At 58.4% G+C, this 16,682-nt stretch carries 16 protein-coding genes, 1 tRNA gene and 1 pseudogene; 7 read left to right on the top strand and 11 right to left on the bottom strand.

All coding sequences use genetic code 11. The features are described from left to right. Positions 1–88: 88 nt before the first annotated feature. Positions 89–883 carry a methylmalonyl-CoA decarboxylase gene (gene scpB, locus F8N85_RS00770; protein ID WP_150801789.1) on the bottom strand — a complete coding sequence of 265 codons (795 nt, stop codon included), beginning with the start codon at positions 881–883 and terminating at the stop codon, positions 89–91. Next, positions 880–2,109 (bottom strand): CaiB/BaiF CoA transferase family protein, encoded by a 1,230-nt coding sequence (locus F8N85_RS00765; protein WP_150801788.1) that lies wholly within the window; start codon positions 2,107–2,109, stop codon positions 880–882. Before F8N85_RS00765 ends, scpB begins: the two co-directional genes overlap by 4 nt. A gap of 118 nt (positions 2,110–2,227) precedes the next feature. Between F8N85_RS00765 and F8N85_RS00760 the strand changes: the two genes are divergently transcribed. From F8N85_RS00760 to F8N85_RS00740, 5 genes are all read left to right on the top strand, one after another. After that, positions 2,228–3,145, top strand: coding sequence for a LysR substrate-binding domain-containing protein (locus F8N85_RS00760; protein WP_150801787.1), 918 nt, complete (start codon positions 2,228–2,230; stop codon positions 3,143–3,145). A gap of 384 nt (positions 3,146–3,529) precedes the next feature. Beyond that, positions 3,530–3,787 carry a PAAR domain-containing protein gene (locus F8N85_RS00755; protein WP_150801786.1) on the top strand — a complete coding sequence of 86 codons (258 nt, stop codon included), beginning with the start codon at positions 3,530–3,532 and terminating at the stop codon, positions 3,785–3,787. A gap of 25 nt (positions 3,788–3,812) precedes the next feature. Further along, a complete protein-coding gene (locus tag F8N85_RS00750; protein ID WP_150801785.1) occupies positions 3,813–6,179 on the top strand; it encodes a type VI secretion system Vgr family protein in 2,367 nt (788 codons plus the stop codon). Continuing rightward, positions 6,179–7,057, top strand: a complete 879-nt coding sequence (locus F8N85_RS00745; RefSeq protein ID WP_150801784.1) for a VRR-NUC domain-containing protein — start codon at positions 6,179–6,181, stop codon at positions 7,055–7,057. The genes F8N85_RS00750 and F8N85_RS00745 overlap by 1 nt, the downstream gene beginning before the upstream one ends. Positions 7,058–7,059: 2 nt before the next feature. After that, the gene (locus F8N85_RS00740; RefSeq protein ID WP_150801783.1) at positions 7,060–8,616 is read left to right on the top strand and encodes a type VI immunity family protein; all 1,557 of its coding nucleotides are present in this window, start codon (positions 7,060–7,062) and stop codon (positions 8,614–8,616) included. 142 nt (positions 8,617–8,758) lie between these two features. On the opposite strand, the gene F8N85_RS00735 is transcribed toward F8N85_RS00740, so the two are convergent. Continuing rightward, positions 8,759–9,373, bottom strand: a complete 615-nt coding sequence (locus tag F8N85_RS00735; RefSeq protein ID WP_150801782.1) for an FMN-dependent NADH-azoreductase — start codon at positions 9,371–9,373, stop codon at positions 8,759–8,761. Between the two features lie 137 nt (positions 9,374–9,510). Here F8N85_RS00735 and F8N85_RS00730 point away from each other — a divergent pair, with 137 nt between their 5' ends. Then, on the top strand, positions 9,511–10,410 hold the full coding sequence (locus tag F8N85_RS00730; protein WP_150801781.1) for a LysR family transcriptional regulator: 900 nt from the start codon (positions 9,511–9,513) through the stop codon (positions 10,408–10,410). 39 nt (positions 10,411–10,449) lie between these two features. On the opposite strand, the pseudogene F8N85_RS34765 reads toward F8N85_RS00730, so the two are convergent. From F8N85_RS34765 to F8N85_RS00700, 6 genes and pseudogenes are all read right to left on the bottom strand, one after another. Continuing rightward, positions 10,450–10,611 (bottom strand): annotated as a pseudogene (locus tag F8N85_RS34765) (Arm DNA-binding domain-containing protein); the annotation flags it as partial. 222 nt (positions 10,612–10,833) lie between these two features. After that, positions 10,834–10,909 (bottom strand) — tRNA-Gly (locus F8N85_RS00720). A 67-nt stretch (positions 10,910–10,976) separates the two neighbouring features. Beyond that, positions 10,977–11,537 (bottom strand): CDP-diacylglycerol--glycerol-3-phosphate 3-phosphatidyltransferase, encoded by a 561-nt coding sequence (gene pgsA / locus F8N85_RS00715; protein ID WP_150801780.1) that lies wholly within the window; start codon positions 11,535–11,537, stop codon positions 10,977–10,979. Between the two features lie 33 nt (positions 11,538–11,570). Continuing rightward, complete coding sequence (gene uvrC, locus F8N85_RS00710) at positions 11,571–13,394, bottom strand: excinuclease ABC subunit UvrC (protein WP_150801779.1); 1,824 nt, start codon at positions 13,392–13,394, stop codon at positions 11,571–11,573. A 2-nt stretch (positions 13,395–13,396) separates the two neighbouring features. Next, positions 13,397–14,038 carry a UvrY/SirA/GacA family response regulator transcription factor gene (uvrY, locus tag F8N85_RS00705; RefSeq protein ID WP_150801778.1) on the bottom strand — a complete coding sequence of 214 codons (642 nt, stop codon included), beginning with the start codon at positions 14,036–14,038 and terminating at the stop codon, positions 13,397–13,399. 146 nt (positions 14,039–14,184) lie between these two features. Beyond that, positions 14,185–14,550 (bottom strand): helix-turn-helix domain-containing protein, encoded by a 366-nt coding sequence (locus tag F8N85_RS00700; RefSeq protein WP_150801777.1) that lies wholly within the window; start codon positions 14,548–14,550, stop codon positions 14,185–14,187. 81 nt (positions 14,551–14,631) lie between these two features. Here F8N85_RS00700 and F8N85_RS00695 point away from each other — a divergent pair, with 81 nt between their 5' ends. After that, positions 14,632–14,868, top strand: a complete 237-nt coding sequence (locus F8N85_RS00695; RefSeq protein ID WP_150642882.1) for a DNA-binding protein — start codon at positions 14,632–14,634, stop codon at positions 14,866–14,868. A 113-nt stretch (positions 14,869–14,981) separates the two neighbouring features. On the opposite strand, the gene F8N85_RS00690 is transcribed toward F8N85_RS00695, so the two are convergent. Beyond that, the gene (locus F8N85_RS00690; protein ID WP_150801776.1) at positions 14,982–15,422 is read right to left on the bottom strand and encodes a GNAT family N-acetyltransferase; all 441 of its coding nucleotides are present in this window, start codon (positions 15,420–15,422) and stop codon (positions 14,982–14,984) included. After that, the gene (locus F8N85_RS00685; RefSeq protein WP_150801775.1) at positions 15,412–16,191 is read right to left on the bottom strand and encodes a carbon-nitrogen hydrolase family protein; all 780 of its coding nucleotides are present in this window, start codon (positions 16,189–16,191) and stop codon (positions 15,412–15,414) included. Before F8N85_RS00685 ends, F8N85_RS00690 begins: the two co-directional genes overlap by 11 nt. Between the last annotated feature and the right edge of the window lie 491 nt (positions 16,192–16,682).

Below are 16,682 nucleotides of genomic sequence, written 5' to 3'. Positions count from 1 at the left end.
CCCGCATTCGGACGGTCCCGCAGGTACCGTCCTTGTTGTTATTTTTCCGGGATATGGAGCAACCGACTCACGTCAGAAATCTGTCGTGCTAATTGCCACTAAACACCGCCGGCCGGCGCTCGGAAAAGGCTGCCAGCCCTTCGCCAAAGTCAGCACTTTCGCAGGCTTGTCGGCGCAGTTCGGCAATCTGTTCCATCGCCTGCACCGGCATCGGTTGCAGGTCTTCGAGGATACGCAGCTGTTCCTTGACCGCCGCAACGGCCAGCGGCGCTTTGCTGGCGATGCCGTGCGCCAGTTCCAGCGCGGTCGCTTCCAGCACATCAGTGTCGACCAGTCTGTTGATCAGACCAAACCGTTCCGCGCGCTGCGCATCAAGCTTCTGTGCAGTGAAAAACATCTCCTTCAACACATGAATCGGCAAATTGTTGAAGAAGCGCAGCAATCCGCTGGTGGTGTACGGCAATCCAATGTTCACTGGAGTCATGGCAAAGCTTGCGCTGCGGTCCGCGACGACCATGTCGCAGCTCATTACCAGATCCACCGCGCCGCCCCACACCGAGCCGGACACCAGGGCAATCACCACGCCGGGATAGGCGCGGATGCGGCGCAATACCTGTTCGAGCGGTTTGCCGTAGGCAATCGGGTCGCGGTCGTGTTGCAGTTCGCGGATATCGTGGCCGGCACTCCACACGGATTGGCCGACTTCGCTGCCGAGGATCACCACCGGGATGCGTTGTGACGCCAGGGCGACGAGGCTTTCGTCGAGCGCCGTCAGCAGTTGTGCGCTGAGTGCATTGCGGTGTGTGGGGTTGCTGAAGACCAGCCGCGCGATGCGTTCATCGACCCGGTTGACGGTCACGGTAGCGCAAGAGATTGGATTCATTGTGCGGTTCCTGTTGATTGCGCGCAGGTCATGTTGTCGGAGTCCTGGAACACTACTTTAGCGGCGAGCAGTGCGTTGATCGATGCAGCGTCGAAACCGGCTTCGCGCAGTACTTCGACGGTGTGTTCGCCAAGCAGTGGCGGTGGGCGGCTGGCAACGCCGTCAGTGGCGCCGAACACCGGGGTCACGACCTGACGCAGTGCGCCGAGTGTCGGGTGCGTGAGTGTCTCGGTCAGCTGGCTGTGCAGCACCTGCGGGTCGTCGAAGACCTCATCGAGTGTGTTGATCGGGCCAGCGGGTAATCCTGCGTCGACGAACAGCGTGGTCCACTCGCGTTTGCTGCGGGTTTTCAAACGGGTTTCCAGAATTTCTCTCAATTCGTCACGACGTTCGACCCTCGCTTCATTGGTGGCGAAGCGCGGATCGTCCGGCAACTCGGGCAACTCGAGCAGTACGCACAAACGCCCCCACATGGCCGAGGTGATCGGCGCCAGATTGAGCGGGCCGTCCTTTGTCTGGAACACGCCGTAAGGCGCAATCACCGAATGGGCGTTGCCGCTGCGACGCGGCACATCCCCCAGGCTGAGGTAGCGTTGGCCGTGCACACTCAGCAACCCGACCAGACTGGCCAGCAGCGACGTGCCGACATGCTGGCCGCGCCCGGTGCGCTCGCGCTCCAGCAGCGCGGCCAGCACCGCTGTCACCAACCACATGCCCGAGGTCAAATCGCCGATGGCGGTGCCGGTGCGCGTCGGGTCGCCATCGACGAAACCGGTCAGGCTCATCAGCCCCGAGTAACCTTGGGCGATCTGGTCGAAGCCCGGCCAACTGCTCATCGGCCCGTCGGCGCCAAAGGCGTTAATGCTGCCCATCACCAGTCGCGGATTACGGGCGCTGAGCACCTCATAACCGAGGCCCATGCTTTCCAGCGTGCCGGGTTTGAAGTTCTCGATGACGACGTCGGCGTCATCGATCAGCTGCTCGATGGTAGCCAGCCCTTTGGGGTTGCGGAAGTCAATGCACATGCCGCGCTTGTTGCGGTTACACGATAAATAGTAGGTGCTCACGCCCCGGTCGAAGGGGCCCCAGGTGCGGCTCATGTCGCCAGTCGGGCCGGGCTCGATCTTGATCACATCGGCACCGAGGTCTGCCAGCACCATGGTGCAGAACGGCCCCGACAGTGCGCGACTCAGGTCGACGATTTTCACGCCTTGCAAAGCTTGCATAGGGTTCTCCAGTGGCGCTTCGTTTGTTGTGGGACGAGTCTAGGCGTCGTATCTCATAATCTTCAAATATGATATTCCTCTGTACCCATCGGAAAATTATATGGCTTAGGAGGTACGCATGGACCTGCGCCAGTTGCGGTATTTCATCAAGGTGGTCGAGTGCGGCAACATCACCCGCGCCAGTGAAGCGCTGCATATTGCGCAGCCCGCGATCAGCCAGCAGATGCGCAATCTGGAACTGGATATGGCTGTGCAACTGCTTGAGCGCAGCGTGCATGGCGTGGTCCCCACTGCGGCCGGGCAGACGCTTTACCGGCATGCCATCGAACTGCTGCGCCAGGCCGACGGCACCCAGGAACTGCTGCGCCAGGACGCCGACTTCCCGCAAGGCAAAGTCTCGGTCGGCATGCCGTCGAGTACCGCGCGCATGTTGGCCATTCCGCTCGCGCGCAGGATTCGCAGCCGTTATCCGGGCATCAAGTTGGAATTGATCGATTCCCCGAGCGCCGAACTCGGACGCCTGATCACGGTAGGGCGGGTGGCACTGGCAGTGAATGTCGATGTGGTCGAAACCCGGGGCATGGCTTTCCGGCGGCTGTTAACCGAAACGCTGTACTTGGTGGCGTGGCCGGAATTTGTATTACCGGATGAACCGGTGTCGATTGAGGCATTGGCGAAGATGCCGCTGGTGCTGCCCTGTGCCCCGAACACGATTCGCAGTCGGGTCGAATTTGCTCTGCAGGAGTCCGGCCTGAAATGCGAGGTTGAGTTCGAAGCCAATTCCACCGACCTGTTGTTCTCAGCCGTCAAGGCGCAGCTCGGTGTCACGATCCTGCCGTGGGCCGCTGCCCATGTTGAGCTTGTGCAACACAGGCTCAAGCTGGCCAGGATCGATCATCGACTGTTCAAGCGCGATCTTTCGCTGTGCTGGCATGACACGGTTGTCGAGAGCAATGCCGTGCAGAAGGTCAAGTCGACCATTTTCGAGCTGTTCGAGGAATTCGGGCGGCAGCCGGGGTGGGCAGATGGGCAGTAATGGGGCATTGGATTTTGTGCGGTGTTGGGGGGGGCGTCGCGGGCAATGATGCGCCTCATCGAGGCGGCACTGGCAGAGGCCGATTGTTCGGCGGTCGATGAGTTCGACAAAGAGGCGCTGCGTATCATCAATCACGGATACGCGGACCTTTAGCCACATCAGCCGCTGAAAGGCGCCCGCCAAAGACAGTCAAAACTGACAGCCAATTACACCAGCAATTGTAGGACGGCTCTTGATCGCCCACGCCCTATTGAGGCGCCAAATCTTGTCTGCCTAGAGTGGTGCCAGCAGCGAACGCCTGAACGCCATCACCCAGGAGGTACTTGCCTCACTGGACAAAATTCTCAAGCTCTAATCCCTATGTGAAAACCATCAGGAGGCTCTATGCCTGCCGTCGTTTTGGTCGGTCACGACCATGCTTGTCCAGCGTGTGGCCCGGTCACTGTCGCCAGTGGATCGGGGAGTTTCACTATCAACGGCCGGGCTGTCGCCCGCGCTGGTGACACACTCAGTTGCGGTGCCGTAATTACCAACGGTTCGGCTTTGATGACTATTGAGGGCCAAGCTGTTGCACGGATCGGTGACGCCACCGACCACGGCGGAATCCTGGAAAACGGCGATGCCAGCTGGCTGATCAACTGACCCGGACTCACAACAAGGAGGTTTCATGCCCCGTCAAAGCGATCTGCGTTACACCTTCGAACCGCTACGGGGTGATCCCTTCGAGGTGGTTTCGTTCACGCTTGAAGAAGGCCTGTCTCAGCCCTTCCAACTCAAGCTGGAACTGGTCAGCCATCATCCCACCATCGACTTCTACCGCATGCTCGACCTGGCTGCGCTGTTCACCATTTGGCGCGATGACACTGCGGTGCGTTATGTCCACGGCCTGGTCAGCCTGTTCACCCAGGGCGACACCGGCTTTCGCCGCACCCGCTACACCGCCGTGGTCGAACCAACCCTGGCGCGTTTCGGCCTACGTTCCAACTGGCGGATTTTCCAAGGCCAGACCGTGCCCAACATCATCACCAGCGTGCTGGCTGAGCAAAAGCTGACCGACATCCACAGCGAGATATGCTTCGACCACCAACCGCGCGAATACTGCGTACAAGCCGGTGAAACCGACCTCGACTTCATCGCCCGCCTCGCCGCCGAAGAAGGCCTGCTCTACACCTTCGAACACCGCGCCGACGGCCACACCCTTGTCCTTACCGACCGCGTCGGCGGCCTGGGCACCATCGGCACCCACAAACACTGCCCAGTGATCTACCAGCCCATGGCCGGCGGCGATTCCATGGAACCGGCGTTGAACCGCTTCCACTACACCGAACAAGTACGCACTGCCGTGCAGGTGCAGCGCGACTACACCTTCACTCACCCGCGCTACAACCAGCAGCACACCGCCACCGGCGACCAGGACCTGAACAACCAGCATAAGGACTACGAACGCTACGACTACCCCGGCCGCTACAAACGCGATATCGCCGGCAAGCCCTTTACCAAGACCCGCCTGGCCGCGCTACGCAACGATGCCAAACTCGCTCACCTCAAAGGCGACGATGCGCGCCTGCAACCGGGCCTGGCCTTCGACCTCGGCGACCACCCGCGCGAGGACTTCAACGACCGTTGGCGCACCATCTCCATCTCCCACGAGGGCAAGCAGCACACCAGTCTTCAGGAAGAATCGTTTGGCAGCGGCCACGGCACGTCTTATGAAATGAAGGCCAGCGCCATCCGCTGGACCTCGGACTGGAAAGCCCCACTGCGTGACAAACCCTGCATCGACGGCCCGCAGATCGCCACGGTGGTCGGCCCGCCGGGGGAAGAGATCTATTGCGATGAATGGGGCAGGGTCAAGGTTCAGTTTCCGTGGGACCGTTCAGACAAAAACAACGACCACAGCTCGTGCTGGATCCGTGTCACCCAGGGCTGGGCCGGGGCGACCTGGGGCTCCATGGCCATCCCTCGCGTGGGTCAGGAGCTGGTGATCAGCTACCTGGACGGTGATCCCGACCAGCCTATCGCCACCGGGAGCGCGTACCGGCAGGCCAACCTGCCGCCCTACCCGCTGCCCAAACACAAAACTCGGATGACCATCAAGAGCCGAACCCATAAGGGCGAAGGCTCCAATGAGCTGCGCTTTGAGGATGAGCTGGGGCAGGAAGAAATTTATATCCATGCCGAAAAAGACAAGAACGTCCACATCAAGCACAACAACACCACCTACGTGGGTAACGACCGAAGCGAGAAGGTCGAACACGACGAGCAGGTTGAAATCGGCCATGACCGCAGCGAGCGAGTGGGCAACGATGAGCGCATTGCTATTGTTCAGGACCAGCATCTGGAGGTGGGTCGTGATCGAACCCAGAAGCTGGGCCGTAACCATCGCATCAGCATCGGTGGGGACCGAGTCGAGGAAATTGCCAACAACCGACAGGACAAAATTGCCGCCGACCATCACATCCAGATCGGCGGCAGTGCTGAGCAATCAGTCCGCAACCGCTACTACCTGTCCGCAGGGCAACGCATTGAGCAAAAAACGACGGTGTTCGATGTCACATCGGGCGAGCGCATTGTTCTGAGAGCCCCCGGTGGCAGCATCACGATTGATAGCGATGGCATTACCCTTGACGGGCTGACCATCAAGATCAAAGGCCCCGTCACCACAGATGCAATCGGTACGGGCAATCCGCTTGGTAGCCCAACATCGCCTCCCGCACCGCTTGGAGCATTCCTGGGAGGTTACACGTTGCTGAAGAACGATCAACGTGCTTTCGCGGGCTATCGATATCGCATCACCGATGGCGCCACCTTACTCACCGAAGGCCTGACTTGCCCCCAGGGTGGAACTGACTGGACGGTTACCGAGGCCTCCAAATCCGTGCAGGCCCATAAGGCAATCATGCGCGACGATCAGCGAATCACCGAAACCTGGCAGCCCTATCTGATGGCTTTCGATGATCAAGCCCCACCCGTAGAGACCAAGGCCATTTTTCCTGATGGCTTTCTTGATCAACACAGTGGAGAACTCGACTGATGCCAGGTCCTCTAGCCCCCGTTGTCGCCCGGATTATCGATGGTGCCTATCGAGCCTACCGTGCAAATCAGGTTTTTGAAAACACCAAAACCGCCGCCGAACTGGCCCGACTCGCGGTGGAGATTGCCGAGCGCCGACAACAGATCAAGAACACGCTTCGGGCCACCATTGAAGCAATGACCCGCGAAATCGACGTCAAGAGTTCGACCTTTGCCGTCGTAGATCGCGGCGGCAACAGCACGGTTTCTCGACGAGGCCAGGAGAACATCACATTCAAGGAGTATATCGAACGCAAAGTGCCTTTTCGCCCGGCGATCAGCCAAGTCTGCACCGTTGCCTTGCAGATGCCGATCAAGGTGCCACGCCGGATTCGCAAGAAAATTGCCGGCGATACGGTGCAAACCACTATTGAGATCGCCCTCAAGCAGTTCACCGCCTCGTTGTTTTTTGAGGCTGTGGACGAAGCCTTGGAATGGCGAAGTCCACTCAAGGCAGAACCTAACTACAACGGCAACAGTAAGAAGGCGTTACTGGGTGAGCCTGCTACGCGGCCGAAACGGTTCGGAAGTAACGTCCAGCCGTTTTGGCCGCGCCCGAAGGGGTTGCTGGCCCCCGACCTGGTGGTCGTTGAATACCGACAGGATCCCTTTGAAACCGACAATGTGTTTGCGGCGGTTGAGATCAAGTTTCCGGGGGATTGGGCAGTTTTGAAACAAATGAAAAGGTATGTGGCCCTTATGACACCCGAGACAGGAACAAACCCGGAAAAAATCGGGAAGGAAAAAGTGGCCCTGCTTCGGGTGCCAGAAGACTGCGTTGGTTTTGAAGCGGATGAAAAGAACAACTCCACACCCAAAGGCAACAAAAACAGGAGGTAGGCGTGAGCACCACTCATAGATTGTTTGATGAAGAAGAACGTGATGAGTTTATTGCAGAGCTTAAGCAATGGCCCAACACCGACTGGGGTACTGATGAGGTGGCCCGCCACAGCGTCAGCCCCTTCATCAGTTTCTATTTCCCCCCCGAACCTGATAACCATGTCGATATTGCGCTACTAATGGTGGATATCCACGAAGCCTTCGAGCAATTGCTTGGCCACCCTTACACCATGACCATGCATGAAGACGCAGAACGCCCTCATCCTTATCCTGAGGAGGAGCCAGATCTTCGCATGCAAGCCATGGATGCCTATCACGACGATTACTTCGAATTCTGGTTCACCGACGAAACCAACCATGCCTCCTCCCCCACGACAGCTGGCCACTTCTGGCGGGGCTGGTACAAGCGTGACGGAACCAAAACAGCGTATTCCTGGATCGTGTTCCATTACCGCTGGCAATGGTGGCTGGACAACCGCGACGCATGGCGTCAGTTCGTGCTCAAGACCATCGACCGGCTCAAGGCCCACCAGGTCTACAGCGGCTTCGCCATGGCCAACCCGATGGAATATGGCACACGGGCGGAAGTCACCACATGGGAAAGAGCGATTACCCCGGCTTTCTACGGACTTGACATCGAATACGCCTATGGCATGGACGACGAGTTGCCCAACGGCCTCCGCCCCCCCACCTGGGCCTTCCTGCTCGCCGACCACTGGCGAGAAAAACTCGACCTGACCCGCGAACAGGTACGCGAAGCACTCGCTCACCCACGCATCAGCATCACCGAACTGCACAGCGGCCAATGGATCGAACTGGGCGAACAGCCTGAGCTGTATCCCGTCGAACACGGCGTGCCCGAACTGCCCATGTTCCTGAACAAACTCCTCAAGCCTATCCGCTACGACGACTTGGGACTGCTGGGCTTCGGCCAATGGGACGGTGATCCCAATGAGCGCTTTACTGACGCCGACAGCCGACGCTGGATGGCCCGTTTCGATGTCGACAGCGATTGGCCAACTGCAGCATCGCGCCTGATCACACCCAAACCGGCCGCCCCTGCTCAAACCGCTCAGCCGTTGAGCATGGTTGCAGGCATGGCGTGCAACCAGGGAGGGTGGTGGCTTGTCCCCGGCATGGCGGGTTCCCGTCGCGAATTCAAGCAAGGGGAAATGCTGCCGGCGCTCAGCGCAGAGTCAGGTGACAGCCCGGTGTTTTGGCAGCGCGATCCAGATCAAACGCCCCCAGAGCCCGCCCGCCAAGCCAACAGCAACGAACCGGCACCGCGCGCCGGTCGCTGGGAAATGGAGCTCGATCGCTGCGTGGATTGCACAGTCCAGTTGAATGAGCGCCTGCCATTGCATGAAGGCCAGAACGTTCGCTGGCTTTGGACCGTGAGCGGCATGCGTGCGCGCAGTGGCGAACCCTGTCCTTATCCGGGGCTGTGGGTCTGCGACTACAAACCGGGAACCGAGCAAAAATTTCATTACGAGGCGCTGATGCCCCAGGTTAACGGTGAGAAAGTCGTCTGGCTTTGGTTGGGGATGGTGCGGTTTTGAAACAAATGAAAAGTGTAGTGGTCAACTAATCCCGGACACGACGTTAAGTTTTTCTTCGGCCAACGGCTGCCACATAAGTGGATGCCCGTTTAACCACGCGAGCTGGATAGAGCGCAATCGTCCAGGCCAGGGAAAATGCTGTCTAAGCCAGCAGTTTCTGAATTTGATCATCAAAGGTATCTAGAAATTCGTGCATGCTGATTTCTCCGAGATCTACAGCTTTAGCGCCGCCGGCCGCAATAAAGGTGACGTCGGTGATACCCAGGACGTTCAGGATCAGTTTCAGATATTGGGTCGCAATGTCACGGTCTCTAATCGGCGAGCCGCTGGTGTATACCCCTCCCGAGGCGAGCAGCACGGTTGCCTTTTTACCGGTCACCAGCCCTTTACCATCAAAGCCCAAGGTCAGGCCTTTACGTACCACGTGATCCACCCACGCCTTGAGCGCTGCTGGGACGTTATAGTTGTAGACCGGCGTTGAAATAACCAGGTGATCGGTTTCCAGCAACTCGGCCACAAGCTCATCGGATAGCTGCAACACGGCTTTCATTTCAGGCGATTGTTGGGCGTCTGGAGTGAAGTAAGCCTGTAACCAGGGGCCTGTCACGAACGCAAGAGGAGTGTGCGTTAGATCCCGTATTTTGATGGCGCCCCCAGGGTGGGCAGCTTCCCACGCTGCCACAAATCTGCGAGTGAGCTGCCGGGAGATTGAAGCGTCCCCCCGTGGGCTGGTTTCAATGGTAAGAAGTCTGGACATGGAATGAGCTCCTGCGCGGTCACGCGGCGGTATGTTTTACGTTGTCGCTTTAGGCGATGTGCGACACTCTACCCAACGCGACCTCTATGCAGGAGTGATGTAAATATGATCGATTCCATCTGTATAAGTGATGGGTCGTGATCGGAAATCTCAGTTTGGATCAATTGCGGATTCTTGTGACCATTGCTGATACAGGCAGCTTCTCGGCAACGGGACGTCACCTGCGGCGTGCCCAATCCGCGATTAGCCAGTCGATCGCCACACTTGAGTCAGTTCAAAGCGTGACTCTGTTTGATCGGAGCGGCCATCGTCCAACTCTGACCGAGGTAGGCAGGGTGCTAGTGGTTCAAGCACGCGCGGTGCTAGCAAGCGCTGCCCAGTTTGAAGCAATGGCAGCAAGCACGGTAGCAGGGGTCGAGCCGGAACTGGCACTCGCTATAGACCCTTTAGTCCCCAGTGCACCGCTTATCGAGAGCCTCAGCGCTATACGTGAAGCTTTTCCGCATCTGGCGGTGAGTTTCTCTACGGAAGGCTTAGGCGGCGCGGAGCGCCGATTGCGCAACGGCGATGCGGCATTGGCGCTTTGTACTTTGATTCCGACAGTGCCCGACGATGTCACCGCACTGCCGCTGCTCAGCGTCAGGCTCAGGCCAGTAGTAGCCAGCGGGCATCCCTTGGCCAAGTTAGGCCGCCGGGCCACGGTTGCTGACCTCAAGCCTTATGTGCAACTGGTACTTTCCGATCCGGTTTCTCCCGACGGCCCAAGCTATGGAGTGACGGGCAGTCACCAGTGGCGGTTTGTAGATCTGGCACGGCGGCTGGATTTTTTGCTCGCCGGGTTCGGTTGGTGTCGAATGCCAGAGCATCTTATTGCGGATCATCTGGCTTCAGGACGCCTCTTGCCGCTTGAGTTAGCCGCCGAACTTCAGAGCACACCAGACTCACTTCCGATCTACGCAGCTCACATGCAAAATCGCTCTTTAGGGAAAGCAGGCCGATGGCTGCTGAATGATCTGACTCGTCGTCTTTGTAGGTGATGATGCGAAGACAATCAACGTTAGCGAATCGGTTAACCTACCCAGGGACATGCGCTTCTGCTTGCCCGTCCAGTAGTAACGGAAAAGCCGGGGTTTTCCGCCGCTGGCCGTCACATTGAGCGTGAGGCCATCACTGTCACCGAGCGTGTAGTCATTACCGGTGATTCGGGCGTGCCGAACAGCCATTTCCGAGTGTGCCATAGCGAGCTCCTGAACAGAGTCAGGGCCAGATGCTCATCTCGCTACGCAAACTGCTCCAGCAACAAACCGATTTAGTACGCGTCAGAATCCTGGACTTAAATCAGGACTTAAACACACTGGATGGTGCTGGATGTCAGTGATTCCCGTCGGAACGAAAAAAGGACCCGAAGGTCCTTGTTTCAATGATCTACAGAGTTCAATGGAGCTCTGTAGATCTATATTTGGAGCGGGAAACGAGACTCGAACTCGCGACCCCGACCTTGGCAAGGTCGTGCTCTACCAACTGAGCTATTCCCGCGTCTTGGTAACTGAGCGCCATTCTATAGAATCCTGATGCCCCGTCAACCCCTTGATTCAAAAAAGTTTTATTTCTTTTCAGCATCAGGCTTCAGGTGCGGCCAGGCGGCGCGCAAATATTGCAGCATCGACCACAATGTCAGCCCCGCCGCGAACATCAGCAGTGCGTAACCCACCAGGACCCAGAAGCTGAAGTCCGAGGGGTTGGCCAGCAGGATAACCAGCGCCAGCATCTGCGCGGCGGTTTTCCATTTGCCCATGTTCGAGACGGCGACATGCGCCCGGGCGCCGATTTCCGCCATCCACTCGCGCAAGGCAGAGACCACGATTTCGCGACCGATGATCACGGCTGCCGGTAGCGTGAGCCACAAATTGGCATGTTCTTGCACCAGCAGCACCAGGGCCACCGCCACCATCAACTTGTCGGCCACCGGGTCGAGGAAGGCCCCGAACGGTGTGCTTTGTTCCAGCCGGCGAGCCAGGTACCCGTCCAGCCAGTCAGTGGCTGCAGCGAAAGCAAAGACTGAACTGGCCGCCATGTAGCTCCAGTGGTAGGGCAGGTAAAACAACAGAATAAAGATCGGAATGAGCAGGACGCGTAAGACGGTGATCAGATTAGGGATATTCATCGGCACAACTGGCTACGAGGTGAGTTGGGCATTCTACTCGCTGTGCAGGTTTGCATAAATCAACTCCGCGAGCTTTTTACTGATCCCCGGTGCTTTGGCGATCTCTTCGATGCTGGCACGAGACAGCTCCTGCAATCCACCAAAATGTTTGAGAAGTTCGCGGCGGCGTTTCGGGCCAACCCCTGCGACCCCCTCAAGCGTTGAGGTACGGCGGGTTTTGCCGCGGCGCGCGCGGTGCCCGGTAATGGCGAAACGGTGCGCCTCATCGCGTATCTGCTGAATCAGATGCAGGGCCGGGGAGTCGCCGCGCAAAGTGAACTCATGGGCCGCGTCATTGAGGTAAAGCGTTTCGAACCCGGCCTTGCGCGTTGCTCCCTTGGCGACACCGAGCAATATCAGGTCAGGCACCGCCAGTTCATTGAGCACGTCACGGGCCATCGACAGCTGGCCTTTGCCGCCGTCCACCAGAAGAATATCCGGCAGCTTGCCCTCGCCGTCCTTGAGCTTGCTGAACCGTCGAGTCAGCGCCTGGTGCATCGCCGCGTAGTCATCGCCCGGTGTCACGCCTTCGATGTTGTAGCGACGATAGTCGGATTTGAGCGGGCCTTCAGGACCGAATACCACGCAGGAGGCCACCGTCGCCTCGCCACTGGAGTGGCTGATGTCATAACACTCGAGGCGTTGTGGCGGCTCATCCAGGTTCAGCACTTCAGCCAGCGCCTCGAACCGCGCGGCAACATGCTGGCGATTGGCTAATCGTGCGCCCAGCGCTTGCTCGGCATTGGTCACCGCCAATTGCTGCCAGCGCGCGCGAGTGCCGCGAACCCGGTGGCTGATGCTCAGCTCACGGCCACGCAGCTCTTCGATGGCGGCAACGATGACCGGGAAGTCTTCATGGACGACGTTGACGATCAACTCGCTCGGCAAGTCCCGTTCGGGGCTGCTGATGTAGTACTGACCAAGGAACGCCGCCATGACCTCGGCCACCTCCTCTTCTATACCGACTTGCGGAAAGAAGTTCTTGCTGCCCAGCACCCGCCCGCCTCGCACGCTGATCAGGTGCACGCAGGCGCCGCCAGGATTGATGAATGCCGCGACCACATCGACGTCGCCGGTACCGCCTTCCATGCTCTGCTGGTCCTGAACCCGTCGCAGCAGGGAGATCTGATCACGCAGCTCGGCGGCACGTTCGAAATCCAGGGTGCTCGCGGCCTGCTCCATGCCACTGGACAGTTCGTCTGTCAGGGCATTGCTGCGGCCTTCGAGGAACATCACCGAGTGGCGCACATCTTCGGCATAGACTTGAGGTTCGACCAGCCCGACACAGGGCGCCTTGCAGCGCTTGATCTGGTATTGCAGGCAGGGCCGCGTGCGGTTCTTGAAGTAACTGTCTTCGCACTGGCGAACCAGGAAGGTCTTCTGCAACAGGCTCAGGCTCTCGCGAATCGCACCCGCGCTCGGATAAGGCCCGAAGTATTTGCCCTTCTGCTTTTTCGCCCCGCGATGGATGCTCAAGCGCGGAAACTCGCCATCCGAGAGAAAAACATACGGATAGGATTTATCGTCGCGCAGCAGGATGTTGTAGGGCGGACGCCATTCCTTGATCAGCGTCTGCTCGAGCAACAACGCCTCGGTTTCATTGGCGGTGATGGTCGTTTCGATCTGCGCGATATGCCCGACCAGCGCGGCGGTTTTCGGCGCCAGGCCAGCCTTGCGAAAATAGCTCGCCAGGCGTTTTTTCAGGTTTTTCGCTTTACCGACGTAAAGCAGGCGCGCATCGCGGTCGAACATGCGATAGACACCGGGGTGCCCACTGCAGGTGGAGAGAAAAGCACTTGGATCAAACGGGTCGGTCATTTTCAGAGACTGGCATCAACCATGCCGTGGCGGACCGCCAACAACGTCAATTCGACATCGCTGCTGATCGAGAGCTTCTCGAAAATGCGGTAACGGTAGGTATTCACGGTTTTCGGAGACAGGCACAACTTGTCGGAAATAATCTGGACTTTCTGACAGCCCACTATCATCAACGCGATCTGGATTTCCCGCTCCGACAGCGCATCGAACGGCGTGTCACTGGGGGGCTGAAACGACTTGATCGCCAGTTGCTGGGCAATTTGCGGGCTGATGTAGCGCTGGCCGGCAAACACCAGGCGAATCGCCTGAACCATTTCCGCCAGGGCCGCACCCTTGGTCAGATAACCGGCGGCACCTGCCTGCAACAGACGTGTGGGGAACGGATCCTCTTCACATACCGTCACGGCGACAACCTTGATTTCCGGGTGACTGCGCAGCATTTTGCGCGTGGCTTCAAGACCGCCGATCCCGGGCATCTTGACGTCCATCAGTACCACATCGGGCTTCAATTCCCTGGCCTTGATCAAGGATTCTTCCCCCGACTCAGCCTGGCCGACCACTTGCAATCCATCGATATCAGACAGCATCCGTGTGATGCCGGTACGAACCAGATCATGGTCATCGACCACTAGCACCCTAATCAAGCAGACACCCCGCGAAATGGTCTTATTGGTTGCCGGACACCTTAGCAAAAACCGGCGGGCAGACCTAGCTGCAGCGTTATATAAAGAGTATCAGCTCACAAAGCGCGCTTGCCGAGCGACAGGCGCAGACGACTTGGCCTGATCGATCAGGAGTCGGTTGGCTCAGTCGTGCGCTTCAAACCGTGGGCAACGGAAAACTCTGCCAGGGTAATGGTCAATCGGCGAATTGCATCCTGATCCTCCTTGAACAGCGCCCGATAGCAACCCAGCACCTTTTCTTCCATCTGGCTGAGATTCTCGATCAGCGTCGGAGTCCGGTTCCCCGTCAGTACATACAAGACATCCACGCCTCGCTCTGCCACTCTGGACAAATAATCTGCCTTGGGCGCGCGTCCGCCATTTTCATATTTGCCTTGCGCGTTAGCTTCAACGCCTCCGATTTCGCCAAAAATTTTCTGCGACAACCCAAGTCGTTCTCTTTCCTGCCTTAAGCGCGAACCGATTCCACTCATTTGGATGTATGATCCTATTTTATGCACCCCTTGAGGTGCCACACCTGTTGCTCATTGAACACTTTTGAACGGTTTTGAACTATGCCCGGTATTCGCACTGCCGCACAAGCCAAGGCTTGGCTGGAACACCAAGGAAAATCCGTTCAACAATTTGCTCGCGAGCACGGCGTTGATCCGGCCACCACTTATCAAGTGCTCGCTGGGCGCAAGAAGGGACGGCGTGGAGAGGCCCACAAGGTGGCGGTCCTGTTGGGCATGAAAGATGGTGTCATCCTGGCGGACACCGAACAGCAGGGTCAGGAGCAAGGGCAGGCCTGAACTATCAGTATGCGCTTAATCCACAGCCGCACTCGATTTACTCGAAATACCTCTCCTGCTCCCTGCAACAGGGTCTTGTCAGTGTAGCGGGCAAATCCGCTCGGCCTGAATGGTCATGACTCAGCGCAGCACAGTCGCTCCATCCGCAAAAAGCAATCGTCGTCACCGACCACCATCAAGCCCATCCGCTCATAGAGCCGCTGTGCCGGATTGCCTTTGAATACGGTCAGTCGCAACGCAGGTCGACGTTCTTTGCAGGCCATCGAAAATGCCTGCTCGATTGCCCAGCTTCCGACACCCTGGCCACGACCGGCCTCGATCACATGCAATTCACGGATGTACAAAGCTTTCGCATCGCGACTCAGGCTGAGATAACCCAGCACTGCTTCGCCCCGGCAAATCAGCCAGTTCTGGCGACCGTCCCACGCCACATCAAAAGCATCGTCGTGCCACCGCAGATCGTAGCGAATGTAATAGCGCAGCATCGTTTCGCGGGTCAGCCTGCGAGCAAAGCGCAGGTCTGCCGATGAGGCTGGACGCAATTCATAGTCCATCACGACACTCGTCGATTTGCGTGACGGCCACGACCTGGCCAGTCCAGCCAGCGGCGTCATGGCGAGCGATCACCAGCGCATCACCGACACCCGCTGCGGCGACAATCAGTTCGCCGCCGGGCGCCCAGATGGCACTGCGCCCTGCCGACTCCCAGCCTCCGGTCGCACCGCCGTGGTTGGCCATCAAGACCGTCATCGAATGCTCGACAGCGTAGCCCTGCAACAAAGCGGTATCCGCGACATAACCGTTTTCGCTGATCAACACGCCCGCCGCATAGAGGTCCGCGCCTGAATCAGCGGCTTGTCGGGCATGACTGGCATGGGAAAAATCCGCGCAGACCGCCAGGGCCACAGTGGTGTTGCCCAGGGTCAGCATCGAACCACCCGCGCCAGGGGCAAACGCCAGCTCTTCGCCCGGATGCAGATGCTGTTTGCTGTAGACCGCCAGTGAGCCATCGGTGGCCAGCACCAGTGCGCCGATCAGTACCTCCGAATCGCCTGACAGCCTGATCGGCATGCCGACGACAGTGGTCACCCCGAGTTCCCGGGCAAAGTCGCGCAGCGGCTGCAGAACCGGGTCATTCGGGAGGATCGCGAGTGTGGCGGCCAGGCTGCGTTCATAGCCGGTCAGCGATAGCTCGGGAAACACCAGCAGTTGCACCCCCTGCCCGGCGGCGATCTCGATGAAGCGCCTGTGCCGGTTGATATTGGCTTGCAGATCACCGGCAATGGAGATCGTTTGGGCAGCGGCGATGGTCAATGTGGTCATGTTGCGTCCCTGTAAACAGATCGTCTTGAAGTGCATCAAGTGTGGCATAAAGCATCAGGTCGCTTAAGTCATAGCAATCCACCCGGTTGCTCCATAGCAATTTCTGATTGAACCCCTGCACCTGCCTCGAGTAAGCTCGGCGCATCCATCGGAGAAACACATGTTGCCTACCCTCTCACTGCCTCGTTACACCGCCAGCGCCCTGCGCTCGGTTGTGGCTGTGCGTGTGAGCAAGGCCTGTGCTCCGGTCAGCTTTTATTTTGGGTATTGGTTTAGCCACTGGCGCGCCTGATACCCACTCGGCGCCCACTTCTACGGGTCGCCACTTGAGAATTCTCAACCCCCGGTCGGCTTCCCGATCGGGGGTTTTGTTTTTTCAGCCCCATAGATTTTCAGCATCACTACACAACGAATCGAGGAATTACCCCATGAACTACGCCACTTATTACCGCTACGACACCTGCACCACCTGGCGATTTACCAGCCGCCGT

This window comes from Pseudomonas fluorescens, assembly GCF_902497875.1.
GTDB classification, from domain to species: domain Bacteria; phylum Pseudomonadota; class Gammaproteobacteria; order Pseudomonadales; family Pseudomonadaceae; genus Aquipseudomonas; species Aquipseudomonas fluorescens_BR.
This window is presented reverse-complemented; position numbering and strand designations above follow the sequence as displayed.

Bases quoted from the DNA above. Each gene is read 5' to 3' on its own strand.
- scpB (WP_150801789.1), bottom strand. From the start codon at position 883: ATGAATCCAATCTCTTGCGCTACCGTGACCGTCAACCGGGTCGATGAA.
- F8N85_RS00765 (WP_150801788.1), bottom strand. From the start codon at position 2,109: ATGCAAGCTTTGCAAGGCGTGAAAATCGTCGACCTGAGTCGCGCACTG.
- F8N85_RS00760 (WP_150801787.1), top strand. From the start codon at position 2,228: ATGGACCTGCGCCAGTTGCGGTATTTCATCAAGGTGGTCGAGTGCGGC.
- F8N85_RS00755 (WP_150801786.1), top strand. From the start codon at position 3,530: ATGCCTGCCGTCGTTTTGGTCGGTCACGACCATGCTTGTCCAGCGTGT.
- F8N85_RS00750 (WP_150801785.1), top strand. From the start codon at position 3,813: ATGCCCCGTCAAAGCGATCTGCGTTACACCTTCGAACCGCTACGGGGT.
- F8N85_RS00745 (WP_150801784.1), top strand. From the start codon at position 6,179: ATGCCAGGTCCTCTAGCCCCCGTTGTCGCCCGGATTATCGATGGTGCC.
- F8N85_RS00735 (WP_150801782.1), bottom strand. From the start codon at position 9,373: ATGTCCAGACTTCTTACCATTGAAACCAGCCCACGGGGGGACGCTTCA.
- pgsA (WP_150801780.1), bottom strand. From the start codon at position 11,537: ATGAATATCCCTAATCTGATCACCGTCTTACGCGTCCTGCTCATTCCG.
- uvrC (WP_150801779.1), bottom strand. From the start codon at position 13,394: ATGACCGACCCGTTTGATCCAAGTGCTTTTCTCTCCACCTGCAGTGGG.
- F8N85_RS00700 (WP_150801777.1), bottom strand. From the start codon at position 14,550: ATGAGTGGAATCGGTTCGCGCTTAAGGCAGGAAAGAGAACGACTTGGG.
- F8N85_RS00695 (WP_150642882.1), top strand. From the start codon at position 14,632: ATGCCCGGTATTCGCACTGCCGCACAAGCCAAGGCTTGGCTGGAACAC.
- F8N85_RS00690 (WP_150801776.1), bottom strand. From the start codon at position 15,422: ATGGACTATGAATTGCGTCCAGCCTCATCGGCAGACCTGCGCTTTGCT.
- F8N85_RS00685 (WP_150801775.1), bottom strand. From the start codon at position 16,191: ATGACCACATTGACCATCGCCGCTGCCCAAACGATCTCCATTGCCGGT.